This window comes from uncultured Maribacter sp. (assembly GCF_947500985.1).
GTDB lineage: Bacteria > Bacteroidota > Bacteroidia > Flavobacteriales > Flavobacteriaceae > Maribacter.
Map to the genome: position 1 here is coordinate 346,746 of NZ_CANMTX010000005.1, position 19,834 is coordinate 366,579.

At 34.7% G+C, this 19,834-nt stretch carries 20 protein-coding genes; 2 read left to right on the top strand and 18 right to left on the bottom strand.

Features of this window, described 5'->3' with window-relative positions; translation table 11 throughout:
* Positions 1–4 precede the first annotated feature (4 nt).
* The 14 genes from Q0871_RS13430 to Q0871_RS13495 form a co-directional block, all read right to left on the bottom strand.
* Positions 5–1,684: an amidase family protein gene (locus tag Q0871_RS13430; protein WP_299324651.1), complete on the bottom strand. Its 1,680-nt coding sequence runs from the start codon at positions 1,682–1,684 to the stop codon at positions 5–7.
* A 4-nt stretch (positions 1,685–1,688) separates the two neighbouring features.
* Positions 1,689–2,513, bottom strand: a complete 825-nt coding sequence (locus tag Q0871_RS13435; protein WP_299324654.1) for a DUF2911 domain-containing protein — start codon at positions 2,511–2,513, stop codon at positions 1,689–1,691.
* A 59-nt stretch (positions 2,514–2,572) separates the two neighbouring features.
* Positions 2,573–3,529, bottom strand: a complete 957-nt coding sequence (gene ftsY, locus Q0871_RS13440; RefSeq protein WP_299324657.1) for a signal recognition particle-docking protein FtsY — start codon at positions 3,527–3,529, stop codon at positions 2,573–2,575.
* Between the two features lie 87 nt (positions 3,530–3,616).
* Complete coding sequence (locus Q0871_RS13445; RefSeq protein ID WP_071340023.1) at positions 3,617–3,769, bottom strand: DUF4295 domain-containing protein; 153 nt, start codon at positions 3,767–3,769, stop codon at positions 3,617–3,619.
* Between the two features lie 36 nt (positions 3,770–3,805).
* Positions 3,806–3,988 (bottom strand): 50S ribosomal protein L33, encoded by a 183-nt coding sequence (gene rpmG, locus Q0871_RS13450; protein ID WP_027067805.1) that lies wholly within the window; start codon positions 3,986–3,988, stop codon positions 3,806–3,808.
* 21 nt (positions 3,989–4,009) lie between these two features.
* Positions 4,010–4,249, bottom strand: a complete 240-nt coding sequence (rpmB, locus tag Q0871_RS13455; RefSeq protein ID WP_027067806.1) for a 50S ribosomal protein L28 — start codon at positions 4,247–4,249, stop codon at positions 4,010–4,012.
* 69 nt (positions 4,250–4,318) lie between these two features.
* Complete coding sequence (locus Q0871_RS13460) at positions 4,319–5,569, bottom strand: competence/damage-inducible protein A (RefSeq protein ID WP_299324674.1); 1,251 nt, start codon at positions 5,567–5,569, stop codon at positions 4,319–4,321.
* Positions 5,569–5,907: an Hpt domain-containing protein gene (locus tag Q0871_RS13465; protein ID WP_276472628.1), complete on the bottom strand. Its 339-nt coding sequence runs from the start codon at positions 5,905–5,907 to the stop codon at positions 5,569–5,571. Before Q0871_RS13465 ends, Q0871_RS13460 begins: the two co-directional genes overlap by 1 nt.
* A complete protein-coding gene (locus Q0871_RS13470) occupies positions 5,907–6,518 on the bottom strand; it encodes a fumarylacetoacetate hydrolase family protein (protein ID WP_299324681.1) in 612 nt (203 codons plus the stop codon). The genes Q0871_RS13465 and Q0871_RS13470 overlap by 1 nt, the downstream gene beginning before the upstream one ends.
* 6 nt (positions 6,519–6,524) lie before the next feature.
* Complete coding sequence (locus tag Q0871_RS13475; protein ID WP_299324684.1) at positions 6,525–7,439, bottom strand: carboxypeptidase-like regulatory domain-containing protein; 915 nt, start codon at positions 7,437–7,439, stop codon at positions 6,525–6,527.
* A gap of 1 nt (position 7,440) precedes the next feature.
* Entirely contained in the window at positions 7,441–8,217 is a 777-nt protein-coding gene (locus Q0871_RS13480) for a 3'-5' exonuclease (protein WP_299324687.1), read from the bottom strand.
* Positions 8,218–8,454: 237 nt separating this feature from the next.
* The gene (locus tag Q0871_RS13485; RefSeq protein ID WP_299324690.1) at positions 8,455–9,879 is read right to left on the bottom strand and encodes a dihydrolipoamide acetyltransferase family protein; all 1,425 of its coding nucleotides are present in this window, start codon (positions 9,877–9,879) and stop codon (positions 8,455–8,457) included.
* Between the two features lie 90 nt (positions 9,880–9,969).
* The gene (gene recR, locus Q0871_RS13490; protein ID WP_299324693.1) at positions 9,970–10,590 is read right to left on the bottom strand and encodes a recombination mediator RecR; all 621 of its coding nucleotides are present in this window, start codon (positions 10,588–10,590) and stop codon (positions 9,970–9,972) included.
* A gap of 108 nt (positions 10,591–10,698) precedes the next feature.
* Positions 10,699–12,009 carry a M20/M25/M40 family metallo-hydrolase gene (locus tag Q0871_RS13495; RefSeq protein ID WP_299324696.1) on the bottom strand — a complete coding sequence of 437 codons (1,311 nt, stop codon included), beginning with the start codon at positions 12,007–12,009 and terminating at the stop codon, positions 10,699–10,701.
* 173 nt (positions 12,010–12,182) lie between these two features.
* Between Q0871_RS13495 and Q0871_RS13500 the strand changes: the two genes are divergently transcribed.
* Positions 12,183–13,670: a sodium:solute symporter gene (locus Q0871_RS13500; protein ID WP_299324698.1), complete on the top strand. Its 1,488-nt coding sequence runs from the start codon at positions 12,183–12,185 to the stop codon at positions 13,668–13,670.
* Here Q0871_RS13500 and Q0871_RS13505 read toward each other — a convergent pair.
* From Q0871_RS13505 to Q0871_RS13520, 4 genes are all read right to left on the bottom strand, one after another.
* The gene (locus Q0871_RS13505; protein ID WP_299324701.1) at positions 13,667–14,026 is read right to left on the bottom strand and encodes a CoA-binding protein; all 360 of its coding nucleotides are present in this window, start codon (positions 14,024–14,026) and stop codon (positions 13,667–13,669) included. The genes Q0871_RS13500 and Q0871_RS13505 overlap by 4 nt on opposite strands.
* 392 nt (positions 14,027–14,418) lie before the next feature.
* Entirely contained in the window at positions 14,419–15,429 is a 1,011-nt protein-coding gene (locus Q0871_RS13510; protein WP_299324704.1) for a 3-oxoacyl-ACP synthase III family protein, read from the bottom strand.
* A 114-nt stretch (positions 15,430–15,543) separates the two neighbouring features.
* On the bottom strand, positions 15,544–16,857 hold the full coding sequence (locus tag Q0871_RS13515; protein WP_299324705.1) for an AarF/UbiB family protein: 1,314 nt from the start codon (positions 16,855–16,857) through the stop codon (positions 15,544–15,546).
* Positions 16,858–16,872: 15 nt separating this feature from the next.
* Positions 16,873–17,526: a TetR family transcriptional regulator C-terminal domain-containing protein gene (locus Q0871_RS13520; protein WP_299324708.1), complete on the bottom strand. Its 654-nt coding sequence runs from the start codon at positions 17,524–17,526 to the stop codon at positions 16,873–16,875.
* Between the two features lie 370 nt (positions 17,527–17,896).
* On the opposite strand from Q0871_RS13520, the gene htpG reads away from it, so the two are divergent.
* A complete protein-coding gene (gene htpG, locus Q0871_RS13525; RefSeq protein ID WP_299324710.1) occupies positions 17,897–19,786 on the top strand; it encodes a molecular chaperone HtpG in 1,890 nt (629 codons plus the stop codon).
* Positions 19,787–19,834 lie beyond the last annotated feature (48 nt).

Genomic DNA, 19,834 nt, shown 5'->3' on the forward strand with positions numbered 1-19,834 from the left:
AAATTTAGTTTTGGTAGTCTTTAGGCGTCACGCGTTTATGAAAATTATCTTCATATGTTTTTCCCAGCCTTAACAGATGCGCTTCTGAAAACTGTTTTCCAATAAAGGTTAAACTTATTGGCTCACCAGACACTTTATACCCCATAGGTATTGTCAGAGCAGGGTATTTGGCAACTGCAGCATAACCTGCGTGGTAATTATTAATAGATAAAACAGCATCTAGCTTGTACTTATCCATCGCTGTATCGAAGAAAGTTCGTCCATTTTTTTCAAGATTAGATTTTATTTCTTCCAATTGAGCAATTGTGATAGTATCTGATAATATACCTTCAAACAATGCTTGCCCGTACGGAATTCTAATCAACGAATCTGCATTATTAAATGTCACTGCATCTGCAATTGAAGTAATTTTCACCAACTCAGGATTGGTTTTTTCTTTTAAATACGACTTTAAATCATTTCGCATATCAATGTTCAAAATACTCAAAAAGCCATTCATATCAACTTCTGGTGGTGTAAACTCAATTATTGTTGCGCCAGCTTCTTTTAAATCTTCAACGGTATGTTTATAAATACTATCGGTCTCCATCAGCTCTTTGATAGCACCCAATCTCATTTCTGAAAAAGGTATTGGATGTAAGCCTGCAGATAAAACTCCCAAAAAATTATCTTCAACAGATGCAGGGTCTGACTCATCATAACCAAACATGGCAGAAAGCAAAATAGCATTGTCCTTCACATTTTTAGTCATAGGTCCTGGAGTATCCAATGTACTTGAAATAGGTACGATGCCCGACCTACTCAATAAACCTATGGTCGGTTTTAAACCTACCACAGAATTCTGACTACTAGGTGATAAAATAGAGCCAGAAGTTTCTGTACCTACTGCAGCAACAGCATAATTTGCAGCTACCGCCGTACCACTACCAGAACTTGAGCCACCTGTTTCAAAGACTCTTCTCCCGTAAGGATTCAGAGTTTGACCACCATAGGCGCTATACCCTACTGGGCAACCTGAACATAAAAAATACGCCCATTCACTTAAATTCACCTTACCTAAAATTAAAGCTCCGTTCTTTTTTAATTGCTGAACAATAAAAGAATCATCCACTTCATTATCCATTAACGCAATTGAACCTGCAGTAGTTTTCATACCCACGGTATTAATATTGTCTTTCAACAAAATAGGCATGCCATAAATTGGATGTTGCGTTTTAGCCGCTATACCCTTTTCATTTTGCCTATCTAAATCTCGTGCTTGCTCAACCACGTCTTTATTAAGGGCTATTATGGTATTTAAAGTTGTCTCATTACTCAACTCATACTTATAAATGCGATATAAATAAAACAATACTAGATTTTCATATGTCAGCCTACCTTCTTTGATATGATTTCTAATAACAAAAATACCTTGCTCCAAAATCATAGGAAGCATCTCTTTATATGCTGTCTCTGTTAGCTTAGAAACTTCTTCATACAAGGGCATAAAGACTTCATTCTTATCTAACACTTTAGATTGAATCAACTTGTATTGCATGCGACCTTTTTCGTGATTTGCATTTTCAGCAACTTCTATAGAATCGTTATACGGTGTCCAAAGAATCACTTCCTCTTTCTTAGCTTCTTGCTCGTTTTTACAAGCACTCAACAAAATAATGACTAATAATAAAACATGCTTTTTCATACTTTTATTTATTTGTTGATCGAAGAGTTTTCCATCTGCGAATATCATTTTGGTTTAAACGTACAAATTCATCCTTACCTTCCTTTTCGGCTAATTCAATGGATATTATAGATGCTTTTATTGCTGCTTCATATTTATTTAAAGCTGCCAAAATCAAAGATCGTACTCTATGAAAGTAATAGGTATCTCCACCCATGCTAATAGCACTATCGACATAACCGAGGGCTTCTTTAGGTTTTAATCCTTGCTCTTGATAATAACGTGCTATTTCGTAATAGGTTTGTGCTGTTGGTGTATTTAATAATTGAGCATTAATCTGCTCTTCAAAAATAGATTTTGTATCAAATTGAATGGGGATTGAAACTTCTGTATTTCCCCAATTCCAATTCATAATAGCTCCGTTGTGATCAATATCATCAAACGAAATTAGAAAAGTCTCTTGAAAATCTTGTTTTTGAATTGGTTTAACGTGAATACGTAATGCATCTTCTTCTGCATTATACTTTGCCCTGCCATCTCCCCAATGTGTAGTATTGTTATGAAAAACTATTTGCCATTCTTCTTCCTCTGGAAAAGCATATAAGGCATAAGTACCCTTAGGAAGTTTTCTTCCACCAATTAAAACATCAGTACTAAAAGTGATTTTGGTAGATTCATTGGCTCCTACCCTCCAAATACGACCGTTAGGTACTAGACCGGGTTCACCGTTAGGTTGATTACCAAATAAAGTGCGACCTTTAGCAGATGGTCTTGAATATTCTATAGTAATTTTTGAGAGTCCTACTTCTTGTTCAATCTTAGAAAACGGACTAGCTTTTGGATGGTTCATTTGCCCCCAACTCAGATTACATATTAAAAGAGGAAGTATGAACCAGCCGTATCTCAATTTTAAATTTTAAAGAATGAATCTACAAACTCGTGCTTATTGAATGCCTGTAAATCTTCGATACCTTCACCTACACCAATATACTTCACTGGAATTTTGAATTGATCAGAAATTCCGATAACAACACCACCTTTTGCCGTTCCATCTAATTTGGTGATAGCTAAGGCAGTTACTTCCGTAGCTTTTGTAAACTGTTTTGCCTGTTCAAATGCATTTTGCCCAGTAGAACCATCTAACACCAATAATACTTCATGCGGCGTATCTTCAACTACCTTCTGCATTACACGTTTAACCTTGGTCAACTCATTCATTAGATTCACCTTATTATGCAAACGCCCAGCTGTATCAATAATAACTACATCGGCATCTTGGGTAACGGCAGAACTCAAAGTGTCAAAGGCAACAGAAGCAGGATCACTACCCATTTGTTGTTTTACTATAGGCACATCTACACGATCAGCCCATACTTGTAATTGATCTATTGCAGCCGCTCTAAATGTATCGGCTGCACCAAGAACTACTTTTAAACCTTGATTTTTAAAACGATAAGCCAATTTCCCAATAGTTGTTGTCTTACCAACACCATTTACACCAACTACCATTATTACGTATGGCTTTTTATCTTTTGGTATTTGAATATCGCCAGTGTCACTATCGTTAGTCTCTGAAAGTAGACCAGCTATTTCAGCTCTTAAAATAGTATTAAGCTCATCGGTACCAACATACTTATCGCGAGCAACCCTTGCCTCTATTCTTTGTATAATCTTTAAGGTAGTATCTACACCAACATCTGAAGAAACCAATACTTCTTCAAGATTATCTAAAACGTCATCATCTACCTTAGACTTACCGGCAACCGCTTTACCTAACTTCGAAAAGAAGCTGGTTTTAGTTTTTTCCAAACCTTTATCTAAGGTTTCTTTTTTCTGAGAAGAAAATATTTTTTTAAATAAGCTCATTGTTCATCCTATGGTTAGTCAAATATAAAAAATTAAAAAGCCCCTTTCGTATGAAAGGGGCTCAATAACAACTAAAAGTTGTATTTCTTATTTCTTGGCAATCCAAGCATCTACCAATTCTGGTGGCATAACTTGTTCTACAAAAACGTAAGCACCTGATTTTGGTGACTTAACCATTTTTATAGCTTTTGTCAATCTTTTAGAACTTGTCTGTAAACTTGCTACGGTCTTCTTAGCCATGTCTTATGTTTTTAGTGATTCTTTTAAAGAAAGAATCTATTTAATTTCTTTATGAAGGGTCATTCTCTTAAGAATAGGATTGAATTTTTTAATTTCCAATCTCTCTGGAGTGTTCTTCTTATTTTTTGTTGTGATATATCTTGAAGTACCTGGTTGACCAGATTCTTTATGCTCTGTGCATTCTAATATAACTTGTATTCTATTACCTTTCTTTGCCATCTTAATGCTCTATTTTCCAGATTACTTAATAACGAATCCTTTTGCTTTTGCTTCTTTCAAAACAGCAGATATTCCTTTTTTATTGATACTCTTTAAAGCTCTGGTAGAAACTTTAATAGTAATCCAACGGTCTTCTTCAGGAATGTAGAAACGCTTTTTAGATAGATTTACATCAAATCTTCTTCTCGTTTTATTAATTGAAAACGAAACATTGTTTCCAAACATCGCCTTCTTCCCCGTAATTTCACATACTTTTGACATCGTGCTGACTTTTTCTTTTAAACAGGGTGCAAATTTATATCTTTTTTATCGTTCCAACAACAATAAAGATCACATTTTTAAAATTTCTTTTTGAAGAAGCTCAAAAGCCTTATTTACAGACTTTTCCACAACCCTCTCTCGGGTGCTTCCCATTTGAAATTCTTGTACAAATTTCGACTTCGGTCCATCGATCGCTATAAATACCGTTCCTACCTCTGCTTTTGAATCTCCTTTTGTAGGTCCTGCATTACCAGTTGTAGCTATTGCATAATCGGTTTTTAGCAATTCTTTTGCTCCTTTCGCCATTGCAGTTGCTACTTCTGCACTAACCACAGAATATTTATCAACTAACTCTTCAGGTACCTTCAAAACATTAATTTTAGCTTCGGTGGCATAACTGACCACAGAACCTTTAAAATAATTAGAAGCACCAGGAATCGACGTAATTTTCTCTGCGATTTTGCCTCCTGTAAAACTCTCTGCTGTAGACAAAGTTAAATTTTTATCGGTCAATAATTTAGCTACAATCTCTTCTAAACTCTCATCATCTTCGAGCCCGAATATAATATCATTGATTAGCGGATATAATTTATCACATTCCGTATCCATTGCAGCCGCCAATTCTTCATAATCAGCCGATTTACCAGATAATCGCAACCTTACCTTACCCAAATTGGGCAAATAGGCTAATTTAATGTTAGAAGGCAGGTTATCTTCCCAATCTTCAATACGCTTTGCAATTGCACTTTCTCCCATACCATAAGTAACTATTGTTCTATGGATAATATGTGGTCTTTTATAATAAGCTGCCAATTTAGGAATCACAGATTCTGTCATTAGGTGCTTCATTTCAAAAGGCACACCGGGCATTGAGATGAATGTTACTTCATTTTCCCTAATTAACATACCAGGGGCGGTACCATTCGCATTATGCAATACTTCTGCCCTACTCGGTACCAAAGCTTGCATTCGATTAATATCTGATATTGGAGTATTACTAATGTATTTCGCAAACAATTCTTCTACATGTGCCAATACATCGGCATTCTCTACAAGCTCATCATTGAAGAACTCACATAGGGTATGTTTGGTAATATCATCTTTTGTAGGACCTAAACCACCAGTAATTATAACTACATCTACGCGTTCTGAAGCATCTTTAAAAGCTTTTAATAAATGTGTACGCTCATCTTGAATAGAGGTGATTTGATAAACTGAAATACCAATCTTATTTAACTCTTTACCAATAAATGCAGAGTTGGTATCAATAACTTGACCGATGAGGATTTCATCGCCAATGGTAATAATTTCTGCAAGCATTATAACTGGAAGTCATTTTTTAATTCTGCCACAACCTGATTGATATCGGTCTTCAGCATTGGAAATCTCTTTTCAATCTCTGCCATATTAGCTTCTTGCTTACCTAAAGTTTCTAACTCCAAGGCTATGGCCCGTGTTTGCTCCATTCCGAGCAAATCTACGTTTGGCTTTATTTTATGCGCAAGTTTATATACTTGATCATGGTCTTTTTCTTGAAGAGCTTTTTCTAAAGCTTCTAAATCTTCAGGCACTTCTTCCAAAAAAACAGAAATAACAGAATTTATAAAATCCTGATCCCCCTCTGCCATCTCATTAATCTTATCCAGGTTATAAATCATTACTTAATTTTTAAAGTAAAAAGCTCTTTGTCTTCCAAACTACCCGTAAGATAGTCATTTGGACTTATTTTCCCAACACCGGCAGGTGTTCCAGTAAAAATAATGTCTCCTTTTTTCAACATAAAGAACGTTGAAACATAAGCAATTATTTCATCTATCTTCCAAAGCATAAAACTGGTATTACCTTCTTGAACGATCTCATCGTTCTTTAACAGCTTAAAATTAAGGTTATTAATGTCTTTAAAATCAGTTTTTGGAAGCCACTCCCCTATCACTGCAGCACCATCAAATCCTTTAGCTTTTTCCCAAGGCAACCCCTTTTCTTTTAATTTAGATTGTAAATCTCTTGCCGTAAAATCTATACCCAACCCTATTTCATCATAATAGGTAGGTGCAAACTCTTTACTAATATGTTTACCTACTTTTTTGATTTTCACCAAAACCTCTACTTCATAATGTAAATTATCAGAAAATTCGGGTATATAAAAATCTTGTTGTTTTGGTAATACTGATGAATCTGGTTTTATAAAAACTACCGGCTCTTCCGGTCTTTCATTCTTAAGCTCATCGATATGTGCAGTATAATTTCTGCCGATACATATAATCTTCATATTACCTTATTTTTTCTTTGACAATTTAAGACTAATCGCTGGTATTAAATTTTCATTGTTACCTGGCGCTTTTATTGCAAAATCTGTCCATTCACCCATACCATAAACCATCGTCTTAAAATTTTGGTTCTTTTGATATACAGCGGCAAAGGTAGGCGCAAAGCGATCTTCCACAACGTTCTTATTTGTAATAGCATGTTTAAAGGTATTCGTATACCAATTATAAGGTAGAAATATCCACTCTAATCCGATATAAACTCCTTCATCTGGCATTCTAATACCCATACTTGAAAGATCTATAGAAACATAATCTTCATTTGTAGAACTCTCTAAAATGATACTCTTACGTATTAAATCATGATTGGGCTTCTTGGTCTTTTTATCCACATCATATACTCTTAGTCTAAATTTTGACGAAGCTCTTTTGAACTTGCTATTCTGCTGCACATGAATGGTTATTTTCTCTATATATTTTTTAGCTGCCCCTATGTTAGGAAAATACAATGCCAGTACCCATGGGGTTTCTGCAGAAGAGAATCCACTTTTAATACTATAAGAACTCACAGGATTCAACACCTGAGAATCTCCTAAACTCTGAGAAACTACCACTTCTTCAAGCTCGAAGGTTTCTTCTTTCATGTATATTTTCTTCTTTTCAGAAATAACCCTAGCAGACATTATGGTGTCTTTAAAGCCTAATGCTGAAATATGTACATCGCGTTCCAAATACGATTCAGGGACATCTATATAAAAATACCCTTCTTCATCACTTGATGTTCCCTTTAAAGTTTTAAGAAAACTTATGTTGGCATATGGTACTGCAGTTTTTGATTTGTCATCATATACATGACCTTCGACCAAAACTTCTTGTGCATGACCAACACCCAATATCAATAAAAACAATACTAAACAAATTCGCATTTTAACCTAATTTATTATTGAGTTTGCTCAGTTTAATTTGAGTAAGAATTTTTTTTGTGTACAATGGAAAATCAGCATTTAGCATCCAACCAAAATATCCCGGTTCTTTTTCTAAAACGGCTTGTACTTTTTTGCCTTTATGCTTACCAAAAGAGAATACTTCTTCTCCTTCTTCATCCATTGCTATAAAACCTGCAAAATCTACAGATTGCTTTCTTCTAGAGAATTCAGATAGTTTTTTGATATTATTTTCAAGATCAGGATACCTATCTAACTGAGAAAGCAACACTTCGTAAGTAGCATTGGTATCTGCCGCCGCACTATGGGCATCTAAAAGATCTTTATCACAATAGAATTTATATGCTGCTTCTAACGTACGTTTTTCCATCTTATGAAAAATGGTCTGCACATCTACAGATACCGTATTTTTCATATCAAAATCTATATCTGAGCGCAATAATTCTTCTGCCAATAAGGGAATATCGAATCGGTCAGAATTGAATCCGCCTAAATCACTATCCTTTATAATCTTATAAATTTCTTTTGAAAGTTCTTTGAATGTTGGTTCATTGGCAACCTTTTCATTAGTAATACCATGAACAGCAATTACCTCTTCTGGTATTACCATTTCAGGATTAACCAACCACGTTTTACTCTCTTTATTACCGTTAGGGTAAACTTTTAATATCGCAATTTCTACAATACGATCTTTTGCTACATTGATCCCAGTTGTCTCTAAATCAAAGAAGCAAATAGGTCTGGTAAGCTTTAATTCCATAAGTGTTCAACTTTTAACAAAGATACCCTTTCGTTTTTTAGACACATAAAATTACCCTTGATAATTTTTTACTATGAAATACAAAAACTAAAATATCTTCACAAATCTTAACACAACTAGCATACCAATTTACATAAAGCACACTTTTTAAGTCTCTAGAAAACAATGCAATACACAAAAAAAGTCCAACAATACAAAGCGTATTGTTGGACTTTTAAATATTTAAGTTTTATAAATCTAAACTTCTCTGTTAACGTCCCAACCTTCTAAATAGTCTGCAACAGCTTTCGCGAACATACTACCTAATGCACCATTTACAACCCTATGATCATAACTGTGAGATAAGTACATTTTACTACGAATAGCGATTACATCTCCTTCTGATGTTTCTATTACCGAAGGAATCTTTCTAATTGCACCAAGGGCTAAAATACCTACTTGCGGTTGATTGATTATTGGGGTTCCAAATACACTACCAAAGGTACCTACATTAGTAACCGTATACGTACCGCCTTGTACCTCATCTGGTTTTAAGGCATTGTTTCTAGAACGATTTGCCAAGTCGTTTACAACCTTAGCGATGCCTGTAAGGTTCAATTGGTCTGCATTCTTTATAACAGGAACTATTAGGTTACCATCTGGTAATGCAGCAGCCATACCTATATTAATATTTTTCTTTTTAATAACTGTATCGCCATCTACAGAAATATTCATCATCGGATATTTCTTTAGCGCCTTAGCAACAGCTTCCATAAATATTGGTGTGAACGTAAATTTCTCCCCTTCACTTTTAAAGAACGCGTCTTTTATCTTATTACGCCACGTAACAATATTGGTTACGTCGACTTCTATAAAACTTTGAACATGTGCAGATGTCGAAATACTATCGTTCATATGCTTGGCAATCAACTTGCCCATTCTCGTCATTGGTATTACCTCATCGCCACGAGAAACCTGCATTTTAGATTTTTCAGGTTCCGGCGTATTTACTCTGGAAACTGGCGGCGCCGAATTTACAGATACTGTAGGTTCTGGTTCAGCCACTTTTACAGGAGCTGCAACTGGTTGTGGCGCTTCTACCCTATCTTGAACTACTACTCTTTCTGGAGCGGCAACTTGCTGAGCAGGCTTACTAGCTCCGTTTTTAACGTAACTTAAAATATCATCTTTAGTAACTCTACCATCTTTACCTGTTCCAGAAATAGTCTCAAGAACTTCAAAAGAAATACCTTCTTCTTTTGCTATGTTTTTAACCAATGGTGAATAGAATCGATCAGAATCTCCATTTAACTGAACGGTAGATGTTTCTGCTCTCGCATGCATAACAGCTGATTCTGCTACAGCAACCATTTCTTCTAGAACCGGTTCTGCCTCCTCAACTACATTAGATGTATTCGAAACATCACTTACATCTACATCACCGCCAACTTGAATAATTGCAACTGTTTGCCCTACCTTGACAATATCATCTACATCAAAGCATTTTTCAATTAAAACGCCATCAACCTCACTCGGCACTTCACTATCAACCTTATCTGTAGCAATTTCAAAAATGGCTTCGTCCATTTCAATCGTATCACCTACCTCTTTTAACCATGACGTTAATGTTGCTTCTGCAACACTCTCTCCCATACGTGGTAGTTTCAATTCAAATTTTGGCATATCGATAATTTAAAGCTTGTTTTGTTTATATTTTTTGCAAAAATAATAAAATAAATACCTTTTTATTGACATTTACATGAAATTTAAGAACTAATCTTGCCTCAAAGAGCCTTCAAACGGTACTCTATTCAAAATACTTCTTCCTAAAGTAACCTCATCTGCATATTCCAATTCATCACCAACGGCAATTCCTCTGGCTATTGTAGAGGTTTTAACATCCAACCCTTCTATCTGTCTGAAGATATAAAAATTGGTAGTATCACCTTCCATGGTTGAACTCAACGCAAAAATCAACTCCTTTATTACGCCTTTTCTCACTTTATCTACTAAGGTTCCTATTTTTAAATTCTGTGGACCAATGCCTTCCATAGGCGATATTTTACCACCAAGAACATGGTACTTTCCTCTAAATTGACCTGTATTTTCAATTGCCATGACATCTCTAATATCTTCAACAACACAAACTAATGCACTATCTCTTTTAGGGTTGGCACATATTTCGCACATTGTTGTATCTGAAATATTATGGCAATTTTCACAAAACTGAATTTTACCTCTTAAATCTACCAAAGATGTAGAAAGATTTTCTGTACGTTGCTCTGGCTGCTTTAATAAGTGTAATACTAAACGTAATGCAGTTCGCTTACCAATACCTGGTAATTGCGAAACTTCATACACTGCGTTTTCCAATAATTTAGATGAGAAATCCATAAGTTTTTGTCGGTATAAATTTACAACTAAACTTGAAAATCAACTCTTACGGTTTTCATAAAATTATTTAACATTTGAAAAATACTGGAAAGATTTTATAAACAACCGCTATTTTACATAACCAGCTTCAATAACAGTAAGCAACATAGCCAATTTAATAGCTTCTGCACCATTCTCATTTAACCACCATTCATGAAGTGAATGTGCACCACCGCCAATACCACCTCTACCAATAGTGATTGCTGGTATACCCATAGAAATAGGAATATTACTATTTGTAGAACCCCTAGTAAGACTTGGCTTATAACCAAATAAATTAGTAGCACTAATGGCACGCTGCACTAAAGGAGTGTCTAATGAAAGCTCGCCTGATGGTCTATCGCCAATTTTTATAAGCTCTAATGATATTTCATCATCAATACCTGTATTATTATATGCCTTTAAAGCTGTTTCCATAGATTCTTTAAAAATAGCTTCTACTTCTTTTAATCGATCACTATCAACAGATCGCATATCAACTTCCATCCAAGATTCAAAAGGAATAGAATTAACCGAAGTTCCTCCTCCTATTCTACCTATATTAAAACTTGTCTTCGCTCCTTCATCAGTAAATGCTTTAGCATTTTCAGTAAACTCCTTTATTGCAAAACCAAGCGCATGATGCGGATTTGCCAATCCGAATGCACCCCATGAATGTCCTCCTTTTCCTTTAAACAACGCTTTATACCTTACAGAACCTAACCCTGCATTATTAACTCTGCCAACAGTACCACCATCTATAGATATCCATGAATCAATTTTTTGAGCTCCTTCTCTGAACAAATGCTTAACTCCACGTAAATCTCCTAATCCTTCTTCACCAACAGAACCAACGAACCAAACTTCAGCCTCAGTACTGACATCAGCTTTCTTCATAGCTTTAAAAATAGCTAGTAACATTGCTAAACCTCTTGTATCATCTCCAACGCCAGGTGCAACCAAGGTATCTCCTTTCTTTACTACTTTTACATTTGTCCCTTCTGGGAATACGGTATCTAAATGAGCATCTAAAACAACTATTTTATCCCCAACCGTTCCTTTTCTTATTGCTATAACATTACCTACATCATCAATTGAAACTTCATCTAAACCTGCTTCCATAAACATTTCCTTAAATGCTTCTGCCCTCTCAGCTTCCATAAAAGGTGGAGCCGGAATTTCTGTTAACGCAATCAAATCAAGTTCTGTTTCATTCTCAATAGCATCAATTACCTCAAAAGCATTTTTTATTTTTTTATCTTTCAAAAGCTTACCGACTGCCTTATCAATTTTCTTGTCCGCAACTACACTCTCTTGACCACTTAAAACATTACTTAATAGCAAGCCGAAAATCAGTAAACCTAAAAAGATTTTATTTTTCAAAAGATGCCCCTTATTCATAATTATTTTTATTTAGAATTTGATATTCGAAAAGGTATCAAAATTAAATCGGTAATAAAATGTAAACCAACTTTATCAGTTCTTAATTAAAGTATTCTCAAATTAAGCTCCAAGATTTTAAGTTATCTCACAAGCTCCTTTAACTTTTTGTAATTTGCCGCAAATTTTACACCATGAACGCCTCTCATATTTTACTTTTAATCTCTGGTTACTTTGTTTTGCTGTTGATTATTTCATATTTCACCGGCAAAAATGATTCTAATGAAGATTTTTTTAAGGCAGGTAAACAGTCACCATGGTATTTAGTTGCATTTGGTATGGTGGGTGCCTCTTTATCTGGAGTAACCTTCATTTCTGTACCAGGCTGGGTAAAGGCTTCTGAATTCAGTTACATGCAGGTTGTTTTTGGGTACTTTCTGGGGTATATGGTTACCGCATTTGTATTACTCCCTATTTATTACAAGCAGAATGTAACCTCTATTTATCAGTATTTAGATGATAGATTTGGCTTTGTAAGTTATAAAGTGGGCGCTATTTCATTTTTCATCTCAAGAGTTCTTGGCGCTGCTTTTCGTTTATTTCTAGTAGCTATTGTTCTGCAACAATTCGTATTCGATGCTTGGAACGTTCCTTTTGAAATTACAGTTATTCTATCCATATTACTAATTTGGATTTATACTTTTAAAGGCGGAATAAAAACAATTGTTTGGACCGATACCTTGCAAACTTTGTTTATGTTGGTATCTGTGGGGTTATCCATTTATTTTATATTGGAAAAGATGGACTGGACTTTCATTGAGTTTCTAAACTCTCCGGAATTAGGTCAGTATAGCAAAACCTTTTTCACTGACGATCTTTCTTCTAAAAACCATTTGGTAAAATCGTTTTTAGGCGGAATGTTCATTACTATTTGCATGACGGGACTTGACCAAGATATGATGCAGAAGAACTTAACGTGCAGAAACTTAGGTGAAGCTCAAAAAAATATGGTCAGCTTTAGCATTGTACTGGTTGTTGTTACTTTTGTTTTCATGCTTCTTGGTGCATTGCTATTTATTTATGCAGACGCACACAATATAGCGCTACCACTTATGGACGGATCACCGAAGTCTGATCTTTTATTCCCCGAAATTGCCCTTAACAGTGGTCTAGGCATAACGGTTGCAGTTACGTTTATGTTAGGTTTAATCGCTGCCGCTTACAGTAGCGCAGACAGTGCACTTACCTCGTTAACCACATCATTTTGTATCGATTTTCTTGATACAGAGAAGAAATCGGAACAGGTAGCAAAAAAGACCCGTAGAATGACCCATGTAGGCATGAGCGTTCTGTTAATTCTAGTGGTTATCTCTTTTAAATATATATTGGATAAAAATGTAATCGACGGATTATTAACGGTAGCCTCATACACTTACGGACCGTTACTAGGTTTATTCTCTTTCGGAATTTTCACCAAACATCAAGTAAAAGATAAATATGTATGGATCGTAGCTCTGGTTTGCGTCTCCATAATTCTCATTTTAGCGAAGCTACCTAGTGATTATTTTGGTGGTTATGTCTTCGGTTATGAACTTTTACCGTTGAATGGTCTGCTAACCTTTGTAGGATTATGGCTCATTCGTAAAAAAAAGGCTGTTGCCAGTATTAACGATATTACTTAATATTGACCAGTACCTAAAAGTACCAAGGTACAAGCTACATCCACCTCTATACCGCTATTTTCCAATAGCTTATAAAACTCCTGATTTTCCGTTCCAGGATTAAAAATCACTCGTTTTGGTGCCAAAGAAATAATACTATTATAATATTCTTCTTGTCTTTTTGGATTAATATATAGGGTAATTGTATGAATATCACTAATTTTGTCTAAAGTGTTATTGATACTGACACCAGAAACCTCACCTTCTCTTAATCCAAAAGCTAAGGTTTCAACCCCCGAATCAACAAGTCTATGTATCGCTAAATTGCTATATCGATTTGGTTTTAAAGAGGCTCCGAACACTAGGGTCTTTTTCATGATAAAAAAATGTTAAAAATTAAATAAACCGTAACTAATCGGGCAATATTTCGTCTATTAGTAAAGTTAGATACACTACAAGTATAAAAAAATTGTTGGTAACGCTATATGTTTATAGTTAATGGTTAGTGTTTAGTATAGCCTATCAGCATTTGAAGCCCGGCTTCCAATTCATTTTGGAATGTTCGGGTTTCTTCTTTTAAAAGCTTTTCTAAACCTCCTGTTTACTTTAAATTATATTGAAAATGAGAAATTAGCTATAACAAGTAACAATCGAACCTTAATTGCGTCTATTACTTTATATAGGGATATTTAATATTGAAGATTGGTTGGTTTTTTCTTATTGAATAAATCTATATAGCACCCATAGCCAAAACTATGGGTGCTTTATTTTACCATCTAATGATGACACTGCCCCAGGTAAAACCACTACCAAATGCAGCTAAAACTACTAAGTCTCCACTTTTCACTTTACCTTCTTCCCATGCCTCTGTAAGTGCTATCGGAATAGATGCGGCTGTAGTGTTACCATATTTCATAATATTATTGAAAACCTGGTCATCACTTAATTGAAATTTCTTTTGAATAAATTGAGATATTCTCAAGTTGGCTTGATGCGGAACCAACAAATCAATATCGGTTGCATTCAATTTATTTTTCTCCAAACCTTCTACAATAACCTCACTGAAACGAACAACTGCATTTTTAAATACAAATTGACCATTCATATGCGGATAATAAGATTCGTCATTAGGATCGTTATCTTCAATGATATCGGTTACCCATCTATTACCCATACCAGGTGCAATTAAAGAAAGTTCTTCTGCATGCTGACCTTCTGAATGTAGATGTGTTGACAATATACCTTTAGTGTTATCTTCTTCTCTGGTCAAAACTGCCGCACCGGCACCATCACCAAAAATTACTGAAACTCCCCTACCTCTTGTAGTCATATCTAAGCCATGAGAGTGAAGTTCTGAACCTATAACAAGTACATTTTTGTACATACCTGTTTTTATATACTGATCTGCAATAGAGATAGCATACACAAAACCAGAACATTGGTTACGTACATCTAACGCACCAACAGTTTTAATACCTAAATCTCTTTGAACCAATACACCAGGACCAGGGAAATAATAATCGGGACTCAAAGTAGCAAAAACGATAAAATCAATATCGTCTTTATCAATACCGGCTCTTTCAATGGCAATTTTAGCTGCCTTAACACCCATGGTAGTAGTGGTGTCTCCATCACCTTTTACCACATGCCTTCTCTCTTTTATACCGGTACGTTCTTGGATCCAAGCATCATTTGTTTCCATTACCTTAGACAAATCATCGTTTGTCACTACGTTTTCAGGTACATAATGACCTAAGCCAATTATTTTTGAATTATACATAGTAATATTTTAATCCTGATAAACCTCAGGTAGAATTAGTGTTGCAATATAAACAACTATTAAGAATTCTATTTGAAAATATAACAATCATCTATTATAAGAATGAGTGTGAAATTATTTATTCAAATATTTCTTGTAATCGTTTACTTTAATATTTGCCTTTAAATCATGAAGAAGATTGTAAAGACCAAAGAAGGTACGGTTCATATACAAAAAGTGCTTTGAACCTCTATTTCCATTCATTTTTCTAATTTGCTTATCAGAAGAGAATTGTTCTCCTAATGCTGCAATTTCACCCCAAAATACCTCATTGCCAAAATCAAAATCATCTTTATGAAAAGGTGATGTGAATAAACTCAACAATTGATGAAATATCGATTTAAAAAATAATATTTCTTCTGGAGTATCTGTAGTCATCAGTATTTCAAGCTCGTATAGTTTTTCTGTAAACTTCTCATCATTTAAAATCACCTCTGGTCTTGCCAATTCAAAATAAGGTACATAAAAGGAATCTGGCACATCTTTAATGCAACCAAAATCAATGGCAATAAGCTCTTCATTATCATTTACCAAGAAATTACCTGGATGCGGATCTGCATGTACTTTTCTTAAACCGTGAATTTGAAACATGTAGAAATCCCACAGGGCTTGACCTAACTTATCACCAGTAGCTTGAGAAAAACCAATTTTTGTAAATTCACTCAAGTGTTTACCGGTCATCCAATCCATCGTAATAATACGTTCACTAGAAAGCTCGGTATAGTACTCTGGAAATTTTATATTCGGTATTACTTTACATGCCTCTGTAATCTCTTTACTTTGTGTTACTTCTAATATATAATCAGTTTCTTCAACTAGTTTATTTTCAACTTCCTTAAAATATTTATCTGAATCTTTTCCTTTAAGATTGAACATACGAATAGCAATAGGCTTCACAATCGCCAAATCACTACTTATACTTTGCGCTACACCTGGGTACTGAATTTTTACCGCTAAATTTTTACCGTCCTTAGTTGCTTTATGTACTTGACCTATACTAGCGGCATTTATAGAATCTTTATCGAATGTATCAAAAACTTCCTCTGGGTATTTATCCAAATACTTTTTAAAAGTCTTTCTAACTAATGGCGCCGATAAAGGGGGTACTGAAAATTGTGACAAAGAAAACTTCTCTACATAAGCATTAGGCAGTAGATTTTTCTCCATACTTAACATCTGGGCAACCTTAAGCGCACTACCCTTCAATGATTTTAACCCATCATATATATCTGCGGCATTATCTTCGTTCAATTCGTCTTTAGTCGTGTCTGGATTTATGATTTTCTTGCCTAAATACTTGGCATAATTACCACCAATCTTTGCTCCGGTTTTCACCAGCTTGCTTGCACGCTCTATTTTTCCGGTAGGTATTTTATCAAGTGTTTTCAAATCGTAGGGGTTAGATTAGGCAAAGGTTTCCTTGTAAAGAAATTTCCCGAAGTCTAGAATATTCTCTAAAGGTGTGTTATCAAACACATCGAAAATGGTGTTTACAGATTTTTCAATAGCTACATCTGTTTTCTCAAATGCTGCAGAATCATCCGATTTCCAAAAATTCATTAAAAACATAGTCTGTAACCATGCCCCTTCTGAAAACAATTGCGGATTGTGTTTCGTGATTTTTAAATTCTTGTCTGCATTTCCATCTGCAATCAAACCCTTAGAAAACTCCTTAATATTTTTTCTAAGTCCTTTTAACTGTTCCATATTTTTAAACGGACCAGAAGCGCTATCCATTATAAATAATATATAGCTTCTATTCAATGTCAATACTTCAAAGAAGGTATAGAAAAACGTAAGCATCTTTTCTCTACTGGTAAAATTTTGATATTCTTTATTTTTCTCTATCACACTAACTGTGTTGATATAAAATGTATTCCAAATACCTTTCTTGATGGCATCTATTGATCCAAAATGAAGATAAAAATCTGATTCTTCAATAGCATTTACTTTACAAAATTTATAAACTGTTTTAGGTAACTTCTCGTTTTCTAAAACGTAGTCCATAAACATTGTTATAATCGTCTCTTTTGTTACTTTTTTAGCTTTTGCAGGCATATCAAATTATTTTTATATAAGGTACGATGCAGATTTCATAGTTAGAAGCTTTCATGAAACATTAGCTTTTATTTAGCAAAAACGTGCTATTTAATAATAGCACGTTTTCAAAACAACCTAACCAATAAATAATCAACATGTGATTATGCTTAAAATTCTTTTTCATAGCACTTTTTCATAATCACAATACAAATATACATTATGTTTAACTTTTTTCAATATTTCATAAACAAAAATATATGTTAAACTTTTAAAGGCAATAAACTGTCAGTTTGTCACAATAAGCTATTGTGGTATTTTTTTTGACCAATAGCAACGAACAATCATTATTAATAATGGCCGCACTAACTGTGGCATAAAAAATATAAAAATGGCAACAGGTAAAATTAATGTGTCCGTAGACAACATTTTTCCACTGATCAAGAAGTTCTTGTACAGTGATCACGAAATTTTTCTAAGAGAGTTAATTTCGAATGCAACCGATGCAACCTTAAAAATGAAGCACTTGACCACTATTGGCGAGGCAAAGGTTGAATATGGTAACCCTATTATTGAGGTTAAAGTAGACAAAGAAGGTAAGAAGCTGCATATTATTGACCAAGGTCTAGGTATGACAGAAGAAGAAGTAAAGAAGTATATTAATGAAGTAGCTTTTTCTGGTGCTGAAGAGTTCTTGAATAAATATGAAGACTCTGCTAAAGATTCAGGAATTATAGGTCATTTTGGACTTGGATTCTATTCTGCGTTTATGGTTGCCCATAAAGTAGAGATTATCACCAAGAGTTTTAAAGATGAGCCAGCGGTTCATTGGTCATGTGACGGTTCTCCAGAATTTATCATGGAACCAGCAGAAAAAGAAACGCGTGGTACGGAAATCATTCTTCATATCGCAGATGATTCTACCGAGTTTTTAGAAGATGGTAAAATAAACGAGCTTTTAAGTAAGTATAACAAGTTCATGCCTATTCCGATCAAATTTGGAATGAAAACTGAAACCTTACCAAAACCTGAAGGTGCAAAAGAAGAAGATCCTGCACCTACGAAAGAGGTTGATAATATCATTAACAACCCTAACCCAGCATGGACAAAGCAACCTGCAGATTTAAAGCCAGAAGACTATAAGAGTTTTTACAGAGAGCTTTACCCAATGCAGTTCGAAGAGCCTTTGTTTCATATTCATTTAAATGTAGATTATCCTTTTAACCTTACTGGTATTCTATATTTCCCAAAACTTTCTAACGATTTAAATCAGCAGAAAGATAAAATTCAATTGTACCAAAATCAGGTATTCGTAACTGACAATGTTGAAGGTATCGTACCAGAATTCTTGACCATGTTACGTGGTGTTATCGATTCTCCCGATATTCCTTTAAATGTATCTCGTTCGTATTTACAGGCTGATGGTGCGGTGAAGAAAATATCTTCTTACATCACCAGAAAGGTTGCTGATAAGATGAGCTCACTGTTCAAAAATGACCGTGCTGAATTTGAAGCAAAGTGGAACGATATTAAAATTGTAATTGAATACGGAATGCTTTCTGAAGATAAATTCTTTGACAAAGCTGACAAATTCGCCCTTTACCCAACAGTAGATGGTTCTTACTTTACGTTTGATGAGTTACAAGAGAAAATAAAAGACACACAAACAGATAAAGACGGAAAAACAGTTATTCTTTACGCATCTGACAAAGAAGCACAACACAGTTATATTGAAACTGCGAAGGCTAAAGGTTACGAAGTATTGTTATTAGATTCGCCAATTATCGGTCACTTAATGCAAAAGCTTGAAAGCTCTAAAGAGAATATTTCTTTTGCTCGTGTAGATGCTGATCATATTGATAAATTGATCCAAAAAGAAGAAACTCAAATCTCTAAATTATCTGAGGAGGAACAAGAGACTTTGAAGAAAGAATTGGAAGAAGCAATTACAGATAAGAGCTTTACAGTTCAATTAGAAGCTATGGATAGCGATTCTTCTCCGTTCACTATTACTGAGCCTGAGTTTATGCGTCGTATGAAAGAAATGCAACAGACCGGCGGTGGCGGTGGTATGTTCGGTATGGGTTCAATGCCAGATATGTACAACCTAATCGTTAATACGAATCACCCACTGGTTAATGAGTTTCTAAACACAAAGACAGCGAAGAAAAAAGAGCGATTGATTAATCAATCACTTGACTTGGCGAAGTTATCTAAGGGTTTACTTAAAGGTAAAGCTTTAACCGAGTTTATTAAACGCAGCTACGAGATGGTTAAGTAATTTCCATTTCTTATAATTTTGAAAAAGCCACTACATTTTTTGTAGTGG